This is a genomic window from Thermoplasmatales archaeon (assembly GCA_014361195.1).
Taxonomy (GTDB): Archaea; Thermoplasmatota; E2; order UBA202; family JdFR-43; genus JACIWB01.
Genome location: JACIWA010000001.1, coordinates 43807 through 59829, shown reverse-complemented (window position 1 = coordinate 59829; position 16023 = coordinate 43807). Strand labels below are relative to the sequence as shown.

General features: G+C 32.3%; 9 protein-coding genes. 5 read left to right on the top strand and 4 right to left on the bottom strand.

The annotated features are described in order from the left end of the window. Positions 1-3: 3 nt before the first annotated feature. Entirely contained in the window at positions 4-1290 is a 1287-nt protein-coding gene (locus H5T44_00230) for a DHH family phosphoesterase (GenBank protein ID MBC7080671.1), read from the top strand. Here H5T44_00230 and H5T44_00225 read toward each other — a convergent pair. Genes H5T44_00225 through H5T44_00215 form a run of 3 tightly spaced genes read right to left on the bottom strand, consistent with a single transcriptional unit; the run spans position 1275 to position 3727 of the window. Next, positions 1275-2297: an FKBP-type peptidyl-prolyl cis-trans isomerase gene (locus H5T44_00225; GenBank protein ID MBC7080670.1), complete on the bottom strand. Its 1023-nt coding sequence runs from the start codon at positions 2295-2297 to the stop codon at positions 1275-1277. The two genes, H5T44_00230 and H5T44_00225, sit on opposite strands and share 16 nt — an antisense overlap. A gap of 5 nt (positions 2298-2302) precedes the next feature. Further along, positions 2303-3493: an aminotransferase class I/II-fold pyridoxal phosphate-dependent enzyme gene (locus H5T44_00220; GenBank protein MBC7080669.1), complete on the bottom strand. Its 1191-nt coding sequence runs from the start codon at positions 3491-3493 to the stop codon at positions 2303-2305. A gap of 33 nt (positions 3494-3526) precedes the next feature. After that, a complete protein-coding gene (locus H5T44_00215; protein MBC7080668.1) occupies positions 3527-3727 on the bottom strand; it encodes a hypothetical protein in 201 nt (66 codons plus the stop codon). Positions 3728-4014: 287 nt separating this feature from the next. On the opposite strand from H5T44_00215, the gene H5T44_00210 reads away from it, so the two are divergent. The 4 genes from H5T44_00210 (at position 4015) to H5T44_00195 (ending at position 12051) form a co-directional block, all read left to right on the top strand. Continuing rightward, complete coding sequence (locus tag H5T44_00210; protein ID MBC7080667.1) at positions 4015-6459, top strand: site-specific DNA-methyltransferase; 2445 nt, start codon at positions 4015-4017, stop codon at positions 6457-6459. Beyond that, complete coding sequence (locus tag H5T44_00205; GenBank protein ID MBC7080666.1) at positions 6459-9419, top strand: DEAD/DEAH box helicase family protein; 2961 nt, start codon at positions 6459-6461, stop codon at positions 9417-9419. Before H5T44_00210 ends, H5T44_00205 begins: the two co-directional genes overlap by 1 nt. Before the next feature lie 84 nt (positions 9420-9503). Further along, complete coding sequence (locus H5T44_00200) at positions 9504-10580, top strand: DUF373 family protein (GenBank protein ID MBC7080665.1); 1077 nt, start codon at positions 9504-9506, stop codon at positions 10578-10580. Continuing rightward, positions 10567-12051: a site-2 protease family protein gene (locus tag H5T44_00195; protein ID MBC7080664.1), complete on the top strand. Its 1485-nt coding sequence runs from the start codon at positions 10567-10569 to the stop codon at positions 12049-12051. The genes H5T44_00200 and H5T44_00195 overlap by 14 nt, the downstream gene beginning before the upstream one ends. On the opposite strand, the gene H5T44_00190 is transcribed toward H5T44_00195, so the two are convergent. After that, a complete protein-coding gene (locus tag H5T44_00190) occupies positions 12032-15889 on the bottom strand; it encodes a hypothetical protein (protein MBC7080663.1) in 3858 nt (1285 codons plus the stop codon). The two genes, H5T44_00195 and H5T44_00190, sit on opposite strands and share 20 nt — an antisense overlap. Positions 15890-16023: the final 134 nt, after the last annotated feature.

The window sequence follows — 16023 nt, the reverse complement described above, 5'->3', positions numbered from 1 at the left end:
GGGATGGGAATAAAAAATAAGGCAAAAGAGATTTCAAAGTTAATAGAAAAGCAGGATATGATTACTATTTTGAGCCATAACGATGCGGATGGGGTTGCAGGCGCCGCTATCGCAAGTAATGCTTTAGAGGAGAGAGGAATAAAAAATGAGGTTAAATTTGTTAATTATCTCGATGAAAAAGTAATTGAAGAGAATAAAGATAATTTCGTATGGTTTATTGATTTGGGGAATGGAAGCATTGAAGAAATAAAGGAAAAGAATATTTCCTGTGTTATTTCTGACCATCATTTTAGCAAAAAGTTTCATGAGAATTCTATAAATCCCTTTTTTTATGGAATAGATGGAGAAGTGGAAATTTCCGCTGCGGGCTTATCCTACCTAATTTCATCAAATTTTTTCAGTTGTACTTCAGATTTAGCAATTGTTGGTGCAATAGGTGATTTGCAGGATTTGAAATACTGCAGGATTGTTGGAATGAATAGAGAACTTTTAGCCAGTTCAAGAGTTGAAATAAAAAAGGATATAAGGATTTATGGAAGAGAAAAGCCTCTTTATAAAATGCTTGCCTATGCATCAGACCCTTTTATTCCAGGATTATTTAAAAGAATAGGTAGCTCAATTTCATTTCTTAAAAAAATTGGAATTAATCATGAAAAAAGTTGGAATGAGCTAAGTAGGGAAGAGAAGAAAATATTGTTATCCTCTCTAATAAAGTTACTAATTAGCCAGGGTTTCACATACGAGCAAATAAGCAGGATATTTGGAGAAGTATATGAAATAGATGGAAAAGATTTAAGAGATATTACAACAATTTTAAATGCAATGGCAAGAAATGGAGAAGCAAATTTCGCGGTTGATATATGCATGAAAAGAAATTATGAAAAATGCGATGAAATACTGGAAAAATACAGGAGAAATTTATACAAATGCATTTCATTTGCAAAAAACAAGATTGAAGAATATGGAAAATTACTCTATTTTCATGGAGATGGCCATATAAATGAAAATTTAATCGGTACAGTGACTGGGCTATTATTAAAAGAAGAGGAAATAAAATCCCCCCTTATTGGCTTTGCAGCAACAAATGATGGAATAAAAGTATCTGCGAGGCTTCCTTTGATTCTTGCAAAAAAAATTAATTTATCTGAGGCAATCCAAAAAGTAGCAATTTCACTGGGGGGAAGAGGAGGAGGCCATTGCTCAGCGGCAGGAGCAATTATTCCAAAAGGAAGAGAAAATGATTTCCTGTATGCTTTTGAAATAGAGATCAGGAATCAACTCGCTTTATAGACATTCACCACCTTTACTCTGAAAATAACTTTCTCTCCCGCAAGCTCATGGAAGCTATATCCATTTTTCAGCAATTCTTCTTCCAAAACCGCTTTTTGGATTCCCTCAAAAACTTTTGGATATTCCGCTGTCCTATTGAAGGTTTCTGTCCTGTTTACTTCTTCGCTGAATGTCTGCCCGCCATAATAAAATTCGAGATATATTTTTTCATCTGTTATATTTTTTACACTTCCACTTATTTCCATTCCATATATAATAGCGGTAAAATTTCCTAAAGGAGGAGTAGTTGTTATAAATATATGCGTATCATTATAGCTTGCGGTGCTCGCATTTTCCCACCATGGATAAAGAGTTAAATTATCCAGCCTGTCAGGTGTTGTTTTCAATATTACAGTTGTGTTATTGTAAGAAACTACTTCAGTACAATTTTCCCATAGTAAATGGGGATAATCCGGGAAAGTGAATTTTTCTCCTATTTCTGGCATCCATTCTATATCCACGGCATCATCGCTTATGTTTGAAATCTTGAATTTTGTATCAAATCCAAAGGCCAAGGATGAAATGAAAATTGTCCCATTTACAACTTTATTTTTAAATGCTTTACCTGGCTCAAGCTCTATTATTTTTTCCTCTCCTTTCTTCATTCCCTTCAATGCTTCATACAATCCTTCTATTTCATTAATTTTCCAGTCCTTTATATTTCCTAAAGACGTATAGCTCCATCCCTCTGGATATTTTATTTTTTCTGAAAGATTAGTTGTGTCTCCCATATATATTTTTAAGGGAGTTAAATTATAATTTTTATCATCAAAAGGAGTATCGAAGCTCACATTTTCATTGAAAGAGGATGCAAAAACAGTTCCATTTTCAAAATAGCCAATATAATAAATTTCCGCAAAATCTCCTTCTCTTAAATAGCTTTTCTCTATGAGAGTATATCCATAAATCCCCGATATTATCGCTAAAATGGCTACAAGAGCAACTATTCCTTTTGTTATTTCTTTCATTTATTTCACCTTTTTTTCATAAATGCTTCTAACCTATTAAAAACTTCCTCCATCATTTCTATTGGAGGCAATATTACCGCCCTGAAATGATTTTTCCCATATTTCTCGCAAAAGCCAGAGCCATGAACGAAAAGAACATGCGCTTCGTTGAGAACATCAAGGACAAATTCTTTATCGCTCTTCCATGCATTCTTTTCTATTTTTGGAAATATGTAAAATGCGCCCTCCGGCTTCCTTGTTGAGAGGCCCTCTATTTCATTTATCCTTTTATATGCAAAATCTCTTCTTTTCTTCAATTTTTCGACCATTTCCTTTATATGCTCCTGGCTTCCCCTCAATGCCTCAACCATTGCAAGCTGGCATACAGAATTTGCACAGAGCCTTGCCCTAGCAATTCTTAAGAAAGCATCTTTAAGCTCATTGAGCTCACCATTTGGATTATGGAAAAGAGCATAACCTACTCTCCATCCAGGCACAAGATAAACTTTTGAAAAACCATTAAGCGTGAGCACAGGAACATCTTTTGCAAGAGAAGCGGTGGAGGTGTGAGGGGCATCGAAAAGTATGTCATCGTATATTTCATCTGAAACAACAAGCACATTATGCTCCCCCGCAACATCAATTATTTCCTTTAAAGTTTTTTTGGAATAGAGGGCTCCTGTTGGATTATTTGGATTTATAACAACAATTCCTTTTGTTCTATCATTTATTTTTTTCCTTATATCATCAACATCTGGCTGCCAATTGTGCTCTTCTAATGTAGCGTAAGGAATAGGTTTTGCTCCATTAAAAGATGTGATTAAATTATAGGGAGGATAAGTTGGGCCAGGAACAAGAAGCTCATCTCCTTCATTAAGGCATGCGGAAAGGAAAATTTGCAAACCCTCAGTTACACCTGTAGTTATGCAAATATCATCCACATTATAGCTCATTCCATTCCTTCTTTTTTCTCTTTTTGCAATTTCTTCTCTTAACTCTACATAGCCCTCAGATGGAGCATAGCCATTGTTTTTGTTTAAAACCGCTTTATAAAGAGCTTCTTTTATATGCAAAGGTGTGTCAAAATCATATGCTATTGGATCACCGATATTCATTTTAAGAACTTTTATACCCTTCTTCTCCAGCCCACGGGCATAAACAACTACCTCTCTTATCGCATATGATATATTTTTTACCCTGTTGGATACTGAAATCATGGATGTGGATTAAATAAAAGAATATATATTTAACTACCTTTTAACATTATATTTGCCTTTCGCCTCATCAGCCACCCCTTTTACTAAAGGTTGGCATTCATAGCCAAGATTACTAAGTTCAATTACTTCTTCAGTTAAAACTATCTTGCTTTCATATTGTTTTGATGATATTTTATTTTTCATTTCTTCGCTAAAAACTTCTTTGATGAAATTTCTAAGGCAATGAACTCTCATAATTCCATATTAATTGTTTCATTAAATCTTTGTGCAATTATTGGTTTAACTCCTCTCTTTTCTACCAACGAATAGTGAACTCTCTGGTGTTATCCTTTCACCAATCAATTCGCTGTCTTTCTTTAGAACAAAAGCTATCGCTAACAGTTTTTAGCCAAGTTTGCACTTCTCTAAACTGCAATAGCCATTCTTCAGGAAAAGATTTAAATTCTCTTTTTTCTTATTTTCTTTAGTGGTGTTTGCTCTATTCATGTTTGGAAAACATAAAAATTCCAAAGGTTGATAAAATGGAAGCTAAAAATAATTCAGAAAGCAGGTTTTATGAATCTCTTAAAGGTATTTTTATAGGGGCAAAAATCGAAGGATTTTCTGGTTACATTAACTTAATGAAGATTAAATCTAGATACTTCGACAAGATATTTATTTTATTGAAAAAAGAAATTGAAGAAAAACTTAAGGAATTCCCAGAATTTAAAGAAGAATTATATTACAAACTTTATAGTTTCTTCAAGCGATACTTCAGCGAGAGTGGCTCGGTTTATTTTGTTAGTACTCCATTTTCTGAAAGAATTTATGAAAAAGTTTATACTGATAGGAAAGATGTAAGCTTGTTCTGGAAAACTAATATGCTTTATTATGTTAAGACTGATAGAATATTCAACAGCATAAATATTGAAACTGATGGTTTCAAGTTCTTCTTTGATGTTTCAAAGTTAGAACACAAAAAAGCATGGGAGAAAAGAGAGATCATTTATGAATTAAAAGAGGTAAGAAAAGACGGTACAATTTCTTTCTATGTTATGTATTCAGAAAGAGGAAGAGAAACAAAACTAAATGAAATCATAAAGAAGCTTAAAGAAAAAGGCATAAAATTAGATGAGGAGATTTTAGAGAAAGCTTTTAGAATATTTGAAAAACAAAGCGAAGTGGACTATTTCATAACCAAAAATGCTAAGAAATTTCTGAAAGAACAATTTGATTTGTGGCTTTATCAGTATGAATTCTCGGATAAAAGCGAATTTAGTGAGAAAAGAATAAAGCAATTGAAAGTGCTACAAGAGATTGCTTATAAGATAATTGATTTCATTTCCCAGTTTGAAGATGAGTTGGTAAGAATTTGGAATAAGCCAAAGTTTGTATTGAATTCAAATTATGTTGTAACTCTAGATAGGATAGCAAAGAAAGGAATTAAAGTAATTGAAAAGATTTTGAAACACAAAAATTTTGAAAAGCAAGTAAAAGAATGGAAAGATTTAGGTATTGTTGATGAAAACTTCAAAACAGAGGATTTCTTCACTAATACTTTGGATGGAAAGACTCTTAATTCTAAATACAATTTCTTGCCAATAGATACAAAATACTTCAAAGATTTGGAATTGGAAATTCTCTCTTTGTTTGATAACTTAGATGAAGCTTTAGATGGTTGGCTAATCAAAAGCGAAAACTACCAAGCATTAAACACAATCCTCCCAAAATTCAAAGAAAAAATACAAACAATTTACATTGATCCTCCTTTCAACAAAGAGCAAGATGCTGACTATTTCTATAATGTAAAATTCAAAGATGCTACTTGGATTACAATTTTAGAAAATAGATTGAGATTGGTGAAAGAAAAAGAATTATTAAATGAAAAAGGAAGTATCTTTGTAAGATGCGATTACAACGGCAATATGTATGTCCGGCTTTTGATGAATGAAATTTTTGGTGAGGAGAATTTTAGGAATGAGATTGTTGTAAATAGAACACAAGAATTTTTTAAATATGCTAAAGGATTGAATAAATTTATGGTTGATATTGATACTCTATTTTTTTATGCTAAAACAGATAAAGCATTATTTAATGAAATTAGAATAAAAAGAGAAATTGAAAAATGGTGGGAACCATTTTTACCTGGAAAAGGGAGAAGAGAAGAAGATAAATATCGAATTATTTTCGGTAAGAAAATAGAGGCCCCCGAAGGAAGAATATGGGGGTTAAAACAAGAACAAATTAAGGAATTAGAAAATAGTGGAAGAATAAAGATAGAAAAGGAAAAAATATTATATGCACCATTATGGACTACTTTAAAGAATAATTGGACAGATATTCCGGGATATTCACGAAGTTGGGGATTTATCACCGAAAACTCCGAAATCCTCTTAAAGCGTGTCATAGAATCTACATCCAATGAAGGAGATTTAGTTATGGATTTCTTCCTTGGCTCAGGCACTACAACTGCGGTAGCACACAAGCTTAAAAGAAAATGGATTGGCATTGAGATGGGAGAGCATTTTTACACTGTGGTTTTGCCGAGAATGAAAAAGGTATTGGCTTATGATAAAACAGGGATTTCAAAGGAAAAAGATGTGAAAGAAAAATACAATGAAAATAATGCAGGTGGCTTTTTCAAATATTTTGAATTAGAGCAATTCGAACAAACATTAAGAAATGTAAAATATCAGGATTCTGATCCTTTCTTAGCTCCAGGTGAAGATCCATACAATCAATACATTTTTATGAAAGATTTGAAGTTGTTGGAGGCTTTAGAAGTTGATTATGAGAAAAATAAAGTAAAAGTTGATTTGTCTAAGCTTTACAAGAACATAGATATTGCTGAAACTCTATCTTGCTTTCTTGGAAAATGGATTAAAAGAATAAGTGTTGATGAAGTTGAATTTGAAGATGGAGAAAAGGTTAACCTAAAGGATTTAGATTATAAATTAGTTAAACCTCTGATTTGGTGGACAGCATGATAGTTAGACCAATTCTAGAATCAATAGTTGAAGATATTAAATTCGAAGAATTGCCTTACAATTGGAGCTCTTTAGATACAAAAAGTTTTTCAAATAGCAAGAGGTTATGGGATTTTCAAGAAGATGCTTTAAAAAATGCTATTAAATGCTTATACTTGTTTTTCAAAATTGATAATGCAGATAAATCTAAATTTTATCAAAGGTATATTGCCAATGGATTAGAGAAAAATTTAGAAAAGAATGTTAGCATTAAGCTTTCTAAACTTAAAGGAAAAGTTGCAGATATACTACAACAATATTATCCTTCTGAAAATGATATCATAAATTTTGAAAATTTTATCAACAGATCCGCTTTCTGGATGGCTACTGGCTCAGGAAAATCTTTGGTATTAATAAAGCTAATTGAAATTTTGAAAAAACTGATGGATGCTGGAGAGATTCCAAAACGAGATATTCTTTTTCTCACACATAGAGAAGATTTGATTGCTCAATTCAAAAAGCATGTTAATGAATTTAATGAATTAGCAAAAAGGGATTTAGGAATTAAACTGATAGAATTAACAGAATACGAAACAGTGAAAAGAGAGAGCTTGGTGCCTTTCTCTAATGAAATAACAGTCTTCTATTATAGATCAGACTTGATAAGTGATGAACAAAAGGAGAAAATAATTGATTTCAGAAACTATGAGAATGGTGGTAATTGGTACATAATTCTTGATGAGGCACACAAAGGAGATAAGGAAGAGTCAAAAAGGCAGATGCTTTATTCTATCATGGCAAGAAACGGGTTCTTATTTAATTTTTCAGCTACCTTTGTTGATAATAGTGATATAATAACAACTGTTTTCAATTTCAACCTAGAAAGATTTGTTTCAGAAGGTTACGGAAAACATATCCATATTCTCAAGCAAGAAATCAGAGCTTTCAAAGAAAAAGAAGATTACAATAGTATAGAAAAGAAAAAGATTGTTTTAAAATCATTGGTTCTATTAACCTACATAAAGAAGGTTCATGAAAATGCAGTTGGAATTGTAAAGGGTATTTACCATGAACCATTGATGTTAACTTTAGTCAATACCGTAAATCTTTCTGAAGTGAAAGAGGAAGAACCTGACCTAAAGTTATTCTTCAATGAATTAGAAAGTATTGGAAAGGGTGATGTAGACGAAAACTTGCTAAAAAAATCAATAGAAGAGCTATTAAAAGAATTTTCTGAGAATCCATCATTTGTTTATGAAAATATTCCTGTAACCATCGATGAAAACCTGCTCAAATCAATTACATTAAAGAGTATTCTTAGCACTATCTACAATTCCGATAGTTTTGGCAGTATTGAAGCTTTAACTATTCCTGAAAAACGTCAGGAGGTAATATTCAAACTTAAAACTAGTGATAAACCATTTGCTCTAATAAAAATAGGGGATGCTGTAAAGTGGATAAAAGATAATCTAAAGGGTTATGAGGTTAATGAAAGCTATGAAAATAAAAGTATTTTTGAAAGGATAGAAGAAAGGGGAGAAATTAGCATTTTGATGGGTTCTAGAGCTTTTTATGAGGGCTGGGACTCTAACAGACCAAATTTGATTTTATTTATTAACATAGGGACAGGAACAGACGCCAAAAAATTTGTCATACAATCAATAGGTAGAGGAATAAGAATAGAACCTCTTAAGAACAAAAGAAAACGGTTAAAAAATCTATCCAATAAAAATGAAGATGATGGCATATTACGTAAATTTGGTAGTGATACGGCAATTCAGCCATTAGAAACTCTATTTGTTTTTGGCACAAATAGAAACGCTTTGAAGGAGGTCATAAATACACTGAGAGTTGAAAAAGAATTAAAAGGTGTTTTGGATTTAACTATAAACGAAAATGTTCAGAGTTATACATTACTTATTCCTGTATACAAAGAGTCAAGAAAATTATACTTGGAAAGAGAACCACAAAAATTTCCAATCTCAGAAAATCATTTGGATGTTCTGAGGGAGTATTTTAATAGTACAGACGATAGAGTAATTGTTGTTTCACACGATATCTCTCCAGAACTTTTACAACATATAAAAAAGAGCTTCGAAAATCAGGATAAATACTATAAATTATCTGCGATTGAAGGTTTACAGTTTAAAACAATCATATCCAAAATTATAAGTCATTTCAACCTGAATCTCAAAGACTTGGATAAATTCAAATGTTTAGAGGATGAAATAATCCACTTCAAGAAAATTAGAGTTTTCTTCGAAAAGCCAGAAGAACAGAAAGAATTAGATGAGAAGATAAGGAAAGTAGCAAATTATCCAGAAAAGCAGAAAGAAGAAAAGAAGTTGAAGGATATATACGGGAAAGTTTCTCCAGAAGAGTATAGTAAATTATATGAAGAGATTTCTAAAAAATATTCGAAAGAAGAAACTTTTAAAGATTTAAGAATAAAGTATGTCGCAGAGCATTACTTTACACCATTGATTCTTTCAACAAAGGAAAAAATAGATTATATCAAGCATGTAATTAAGACAAAGAGCGAAATTAATTTCATTAATAATTTGGAGAATTTTCTTGAAAATAACAGAGATAAATTAGGAGTAGATTGGTGGATATTCAGTAAAATAGACGAATATTTGGATGAGGTTTATATACCATATTATGATCCAGAAAGTAACATTATTAGAAGCTTCAAACCAGATTTCATATTCTGGCTAAAGAGAGGCGATGATTACTTTATTGTGTTTGTTGATCCTAAAGGTATAAAACATACTGACTTTGAGTATAAGGTTGATGGATTTGTAAGAATTTTTGGTAAATTTGATTCACCAAAAATATTTGAATTCGAAAATCTTAAGATTAGAGCTTACTTGTGCTTATTTACCGACGATAAAAACCTTCTAGCTGAAGGTTACAAGAGATACTGGTTTGATAGCCCACAATCAATTTTTGAGTTAAGTATACCTTTTAACGATACTTAAATATATTTAGTGGTTTAATTTTTTGAAAAATAAAAAGTTAAAATTATGGAAAAGGTTATTTATTAGTAAATGAATTTTATTCAGATGAAAACACTTATCCTATGCATAGACAGGGACAATGACTTCGGAGAAAAGGCGGGCGTAAATTCGCCTATAGTAGGTAAAAAAGCAAATCTGGAAGCTGCGCAAAAACTGGCACTTAAAGATCCTGAGGATACGGATTCCAATTGCCTTTTTTCCGCTATTGCTACTTATGAAAGCATGGAAAATGCGGAAATTGCAACAATATGTGGAGATAAGAGAGTGGGTGTTATATCAGATTCAATTATTGCAAAGCAATTAGATGAAGTTCTTGAAAAAGTGAAGCCGGATAAAGTAATTCTTGTTACAGATGGGGCGGAGGATGAATATATAATCCCTATAATAAGTTCAAGAGTAAAAATAGATTCTTTAAAAAGGGTTGTTGTTAAACAAAGTGAGACACTCGAAGGAACATATTATCTGCTCACTAAACTACTGAGGGAGGAAAAATTGCAAAGAAGAATTATGTTACCGATTGCAATAATATTGCTCATCTGGGGATTTGCAATAATATTTGGCTCCTTTTCTCTTGGCCTTTCTTCCATATTTATTGTTCTTGGAGTATATTTACTCATAAGAGTTCTACATATTGAAGAAACCATTTTAAAAGCTTTTAAAGAATTTATTTTGGGCTTAAAGATAGGAAGAATGACAGTTTTTTCCACAATACTTTCCTTTTTTATAATAATCCTTGCGGTTATATCTGAAATAGAATTGCTTAAAAATGCTAACTTAAAAACTTCTGAATATGTTATAAAATTTTTAAATGATATAATATGGTGGATCATCATAGCTATATTAAACATTGCTTTGGGAAGATTTATAGATGTTTATTTTAAAGAAAAGAGAGTTTTATGGAGTTATTCAATAGTTCCATTCTCGCTTGCAGCATTTGGATTAATTTTCTCCGCATCCCTTACAATCCTGCTTGAAATAATAAGAGAAAAATCAATACAGTCAATATTTACTGAATATGTTTTATCAGTTCCATTTCTTGCAAAAATAACCGCTGGAATATTAGTTGCTTTTATAGGAAGCGTGCTATATCATATTTTAGAGGATATCTATGGAAAGGAGTGAAATAATTTTTTATATTCTCGTCGTATTTGCCTCCTGGTTTATCTTACTTTACATGTTGAAAAAAATTGGTAAAAAATATGGCCTGGAAGCATCTTTTCCCCTCTTAATATGGAAAACAGAAAAGGGTAAAAATTTAATTGACAGAATATCAAAAAAATTTGACTGGAAATATTATGGAAATATCTCAATCTTAATATGCATCCTTGCCATGACAATAACCACTTATCTTATCTTAAGAAACGCAATTATTTCTTTTTCTCTCCCCGTGGAGAGGGCGCCATCCCCCCGGCTGATGCTTGGGATACCTGGAATAAATCCAATTATACCTGTTGGTTATGGAGTAATAGCGCTAGCAATTGCGATGGTAATACACGAATTTTCCCACGGGATACTTGCAAGGTATGGGGGGATAAAAATAAAATCTCTTGGCCTTATCTTCCTTATTCTTCCAATCGGGGCATTTGTTGAACCAGATGAAGAAAGGTTGAAGAGAGCTAAAAAAATAAAGAGGGGCAGGGTTTTTGCATCTGGGCCCACTTCAAATATAATTGTTGCAATAGTTTGCATAATCCTGCTCTCATTTTTATCAATGAATATTGTTGCTAAGGAAGAAGGATTGATTGTAAGCAACCCCGCATTTGGAATGGAAAGAGGAGATATAATAACCAATATAGAGGGGAGCAAGATAAAGAGTTTGAAAGATTTTCAGGAAATAGAGAAAGAAATGGTACCTGGAAATTTTTACAACATTTCCAACAAAAAAATAGTTTTTGGTGCATATATAAATAGGGTGGAAAAAAATTATCCAGCGGAAAAATATGGAATTGTTGAAGGAAGCATAATTTATGAAATAAATGGAAATAAGATAAAAAATTGGAGTGATTTTTATAGGGTAATGAATGAAACAAAGGCATATCAAGAGATAGAAATTAAATATTTTTTGAATGATTTCAGAAATGCAATCGTAATTCTTGAAAACAAATATAATTATACCCACAAAAGCGAGGATGAAGGAAAAGGATTTTTAGGAATTTCAGTTTTAGGGTTAAATGATATTGTTATTGAACCAAATTATTACAAAAATCTTTTGAATCCTCTGACAAAAAGTAATTTTGGTTCATACTTGAACAAATTTCTAAATTTCATTACTTTTCCCTTTTATGGCTTATCTCCTTTTCCAGAAGATCTGGCAAAAGCCTTTTCCTGCACCCCAGTATTCTGGATTTCATATAATCTAATTTACTGGATTTTCTGGCTCAATTTTGCCCTTGGGGCATTTAATTCATTGCCCCTGCTACCTCTTGATGGAGGTTATATACTTAAAGATAGTATCTCTTTTTTATTTTCAAGGAGTAAAAAAGCGGAAAAAATTTCTTCTATAGCATCAAAATTTGTATCCATACTGATTTTATTCATGATTTTGTCGATTATATTTGTTCCCTATATTCGCCTTATTTTCTCTTCTTTATGAAGATAAAAAGTGCGCAAACAACCAGAAATAGCAGTAAAGGAAGGATAAGCCATGAAGGGTTTGTTTTAACTTTCTCTTCCTTTATCTCTTTATATGGAGTTAAAGAATTAATTATTCTATTATAGCATGAATCTATTTCTCCATCCCCATCTCTATCAAAAACATAGTCAGGCAATCCATCTCCATCAACATCAACTTCTTTTGTTTTATATGTCTCGTTTCTATCTTTATTCCAATAAATGTATGTTCCTTCACTTTCTATCCATATAAGATAGCCATTCACATTTCCATCGCTCACATTTATCGTCTGGCTCGCATTCTTTGGATTTCCACCTATGGAGATTTCTATTTCATCAGGAACATCATCTAAATCATAGTCATAAGGAATTTCAAAATAATATGTTTCAGAGATTGCGGTATTTAAATTTGCAGAATTATCAATTGCCTTTATGAAGAATGAATATCTACCACATTTATTAAAGGATCCTTCATAATAATATATTTTCCCCGCTCCCTTTGATAAATTATATTCCGAGCCATCTATAACAATAAAAGCATCCTTAATTCCACTTTCATCTTCTATATATGCGGAAATATTCACCTTTTCCCCGATAAGTTGCCTGGCGGTCGGCGGATTTATTGCTATACCTGTTATATTCGGCGGAGATGTTTCTATTCCTTCATAGATGATTCTGAATTTTAGCTCTTTGCTTTCCGCATAATTTTCCTCGCTTGAAGTATCAAAAGCCATTATAAAGAACTCGTAAAAACCGATTTCATTAAATCTCAGGTTTGCATAATATATATCTGTGCAACCGAATCTTTTCATTATATATTCATTTTCTCCTAAAACAACATATGCTCTATCCACGGATGTTTCATTGTCATATATTCTTGCGGAAATATTTACATATTTTCCAATTCCCTGCAATTCTGGCTCCGCTCTTACTCCTTCTATTAATGGCGAATTAAAATCTTCCACTATTCCTATTTTTATATCTTTTATAACAAAATTGTTTTCTAGATTTACCTCTCCCTCACAAGCTATTTCAACCATTATATTATATTTTCCTCCCCCCATTTTGCAGGGTATAATTACTCTCTCCCACTTTTTCTTTTCTACAAATTTCTCAATTGTTGTATTTTGAATTAAAATGAATTTTTCATCTCCAATCTTTTTTGAATACAGAGATATTTTTGCGGTTGCATTTTTGTATCCAACATTATGAACAATTATTGATACATTAAATGTTGAATTTTCCGATGGATTCGAAGGTTCAAAAAGAACATCATCCATGTTTATCTCTAAATCAGGCATTGGTTCAACAATTAGGTAAGTATGCCACCAGTTATTGCTCATATCCTTTTCAAGAATTTCTCCTTTCTCATTTATCCTTGCAACCACTTCCCATCTACCATTATATTCTTCCATTCCATATATTGCACTCCATTCAAAATCTATTTTCTTTATCTCATTTACCCTTAGCCCATTTATTGATTTAACAAATCTATATGAACTATTTCCCTGATATACCAATAGGGAAACATTTATAGGAACACTTTCATTTATATCTTTTACCCCGCTATTTTTCGCATAAACAGCAAAATTTACTTTTTCCCCTTCTTTAACATTTTTGGGGCAATCAATTTTTGTTATTGTCAAATCAGGAGCGGTATCAACATCAATGAAGATATTTTTCTCAATTCTATAATCTGAGCCATCTACCAATATTATATCAATTCTCCATTTCCCTGGGTTATTAACAAATCTATAGAAGTTTTCTATATACCATGCTCTCCTGCCATCTGATGGAACAAAAGAATAGCCCAGATCATCGATATAAATTGTATTTTCCGCCTCCTCCGCCCTCGCAACAATTTTTATTTCTATTGCGCTCACTGATCCGCCACTCTGGCGCCATTCATCTATTTTTTCTTTTGGTATTTCATATTTGTGCCATTCTTTATCTGCAGTTAGTGAGCTTATTGGTATTTCAATTGATTTAGGAGATGAGCCATATATATAGAGGGTGTATATCAGGGAGCTTTTTGAATTATATTTATCAATTCTATACCAGAAATAGAGGGAAGGGATATTTGATAAGGGTATTTCATAGGTAATATTTTGCCTGAGCCCGCAAGAATCATTTGAATTAACTTTTCTATTCTGGAATTCCCATTTTCCTATATAATTCTTCAATTTTAATTCGATTGCTCTTGTTCCAGAGTGGGCAATATTTGTTGTTCTTGAGCTTGAGGTCCATTCATTATTTGAGAAAAGAGATGTTGAGCCGTCTCTTTCAAAGCTTGCATCACTTATTGGCATTGAATATGATTCAATTTTTCCTTCTGGTGAGTAAAGAATTGCTACAACCTCATCAAGCTCCGCATCACTTTCTACTTCTATTCTATCTATTGTATCATTTCCAGCTACTCCTATTACATAATTTTTCTTTATTTCTTTTACTTTTCCACTCCATCCATAGGATTTATTTTCAAATAATTCATATTCCAAATTTTGAGTTTCTATCCAGCAAGCATCGATATAAGCTAAAATTTCATGCTCTTTTGTATCAAATATTGTGGATGGGACATCTATTATGAAAGAAAGAGTTGCATAGCTTTTTCCTTTTAAATAGCTTGTAATATTTTTTGTTATTTCTTTCCATCCCCCTGTAGAGTAGCCAGCTTCAATCGTTTGTCCATCAATTGTTATTTTCCACATTACATCCATATCTGATGAAAAGTAAATTTTGGAATGAAGGATATAATAACTCAGTCCTCCATCCGGAATTCTAAAATCCTGATATAATTTTGAATAGCTCGGACTCCATAAATAGCCCGCTCCATAAATTCCCTTTGCATATATCCTGTAGCAACCATCTCCTTCAACAGGGTCAACATAATAACTCATATTCCATTTTATTGTTCCTTCAGTAACATTTTTCCATGAAGTTTGCTCCTCAAACTCACAATTTTTTATTCCAGAATATATTTTTCCAAAATCTCCTTCCTTAAATCCATTTTCAACAGTATCCCAGTAAATATAATAGAATCTTCTTTCATGTGGCCTCGCCTCCCCTTCCATAACCCATGCTATTTTCACTTTTGCATTTTTATATGCGTCATACTCATCGCTAAAAATAACCTCTCTGCCCACAACCCTTTTAACAACCCATGTATCATTTTTCAGCTCATATTCAACAACTCTTATGGAGTTGGGATAAAAAGTCCTCTTTGAAAAGCTACCCGCCTGCAGTTCATATATCTTATCCATCAGATATGTAAAATTCACCTCGCAGAAAACCATCTTATTTTCAAAAGGATAATTTTCCCTTTCCCCGATCATCGAAAAAATAACTGGCACCCTGTAATGCCATCTCCCATCCCACCATTCCGCCCGCTCAGGCGCGGGCGGGAATTGCGGGTACTGGGGCTCATGCACCTCTATTTGGAGGGTTAAGATGTTGTTGTCCTCGTCGAGCTCGTCTATTGTTGAGGTGTAATCAAGGAAGATGTAGAGAGTATGTTGTCCTTTTTGTGTGAGCCAGTATAATGCTTTTTCCTTTTCTTCGCTTGCATTCAGCAATGGAATTGTTGCTTCATCTACTTTATTTGTTGAATTGTCTACAAAAAGAGCGATTGCAATGCTTTCCGCCTTTTCATTCCCTCTATTTCCAACTGTAATATTTATTCTTAACTGGTCTCCTTCATATATTTTTTCCGGGGAATAACGGTATCTGACAATATAGAGATCAGGTTTTCCCTGTGCGTTTATAAGTGGCAATGTAGTTGGTAATGCTAACAGCATAACAACAATAAATGTTTTTAACTTCATTTTCACATTCCCTTATTAAAAAATGAATTATATAATTTATGGTTGTTTCAGGCTTTATTCAGGTTTACGATTAATCTATCCAGCAAAATCTTTATATATTTGTTAAATATATATTGTTAGCAAAAAGTTAGCAA

What these genes read in the sequence shown, in the direction of transcription:
- H5T44_00230 (MBC7080671.1), top strand. Translation starts at nt 4, where the DNA reads ATGGGAATAAAAAATAAGGCAAAAGAGATTTCAAAGTTAATAGAAAAG.
- H5T44_00225 (MBC7080670.1), bottom strand. Translation starts at nt 2,297, where the DNA reads ATGAAAGAAATAACAAAAGGAATAGTTGCTCTTGTAGCCATTTTAGCG.
- H5T44_00220 (MBC7080669.1), bottom strand. Translation starts at nt 3,493, where the DNA reads ATGATTTCAGTATCCAACAGGGTAAAAAATATATCATATGCGATAAGA.
- H5T44_00215 (MBC7080668.1), bottom strand. Translation starts at nt 3,727, where the DNA reads ATGAGAGTTCATTGCCTTAGAAATTTCATCAAAGAAGTTTTTAGCGAA.
- H5T44_00210 (MBC7080667.1), top strand. Translation starts at nt 4,015, where the DNA reads ATGGAAGCTAAAAATAATTCAGAAAGCAGGTTTTATGAATCTCTTAAA.
- H5T44_00200 (MBC7080665.1), top strand. Translation starts at nt 9,504, where the DNA reads ATGAAAACACTTATCCTATGCATAGACAGGGACAATGACTTCGGAGAA.
- H5T44_00195 (MBC7080664.1), top strand. Translation starts at nt 10,567, where the DNA reads ATGGAAAGGAGTGAAATAATTTTTTATATTCTCGTCGTATTTGCCTCC.
- H5T44_00190 (MBC7080663.1), bottom strand. Translation starts at nt 15,889, where the DNA reads ATGAAGTTAAAAACATTTATTGTTGTTATGCTGTTAGCATTACCAACT.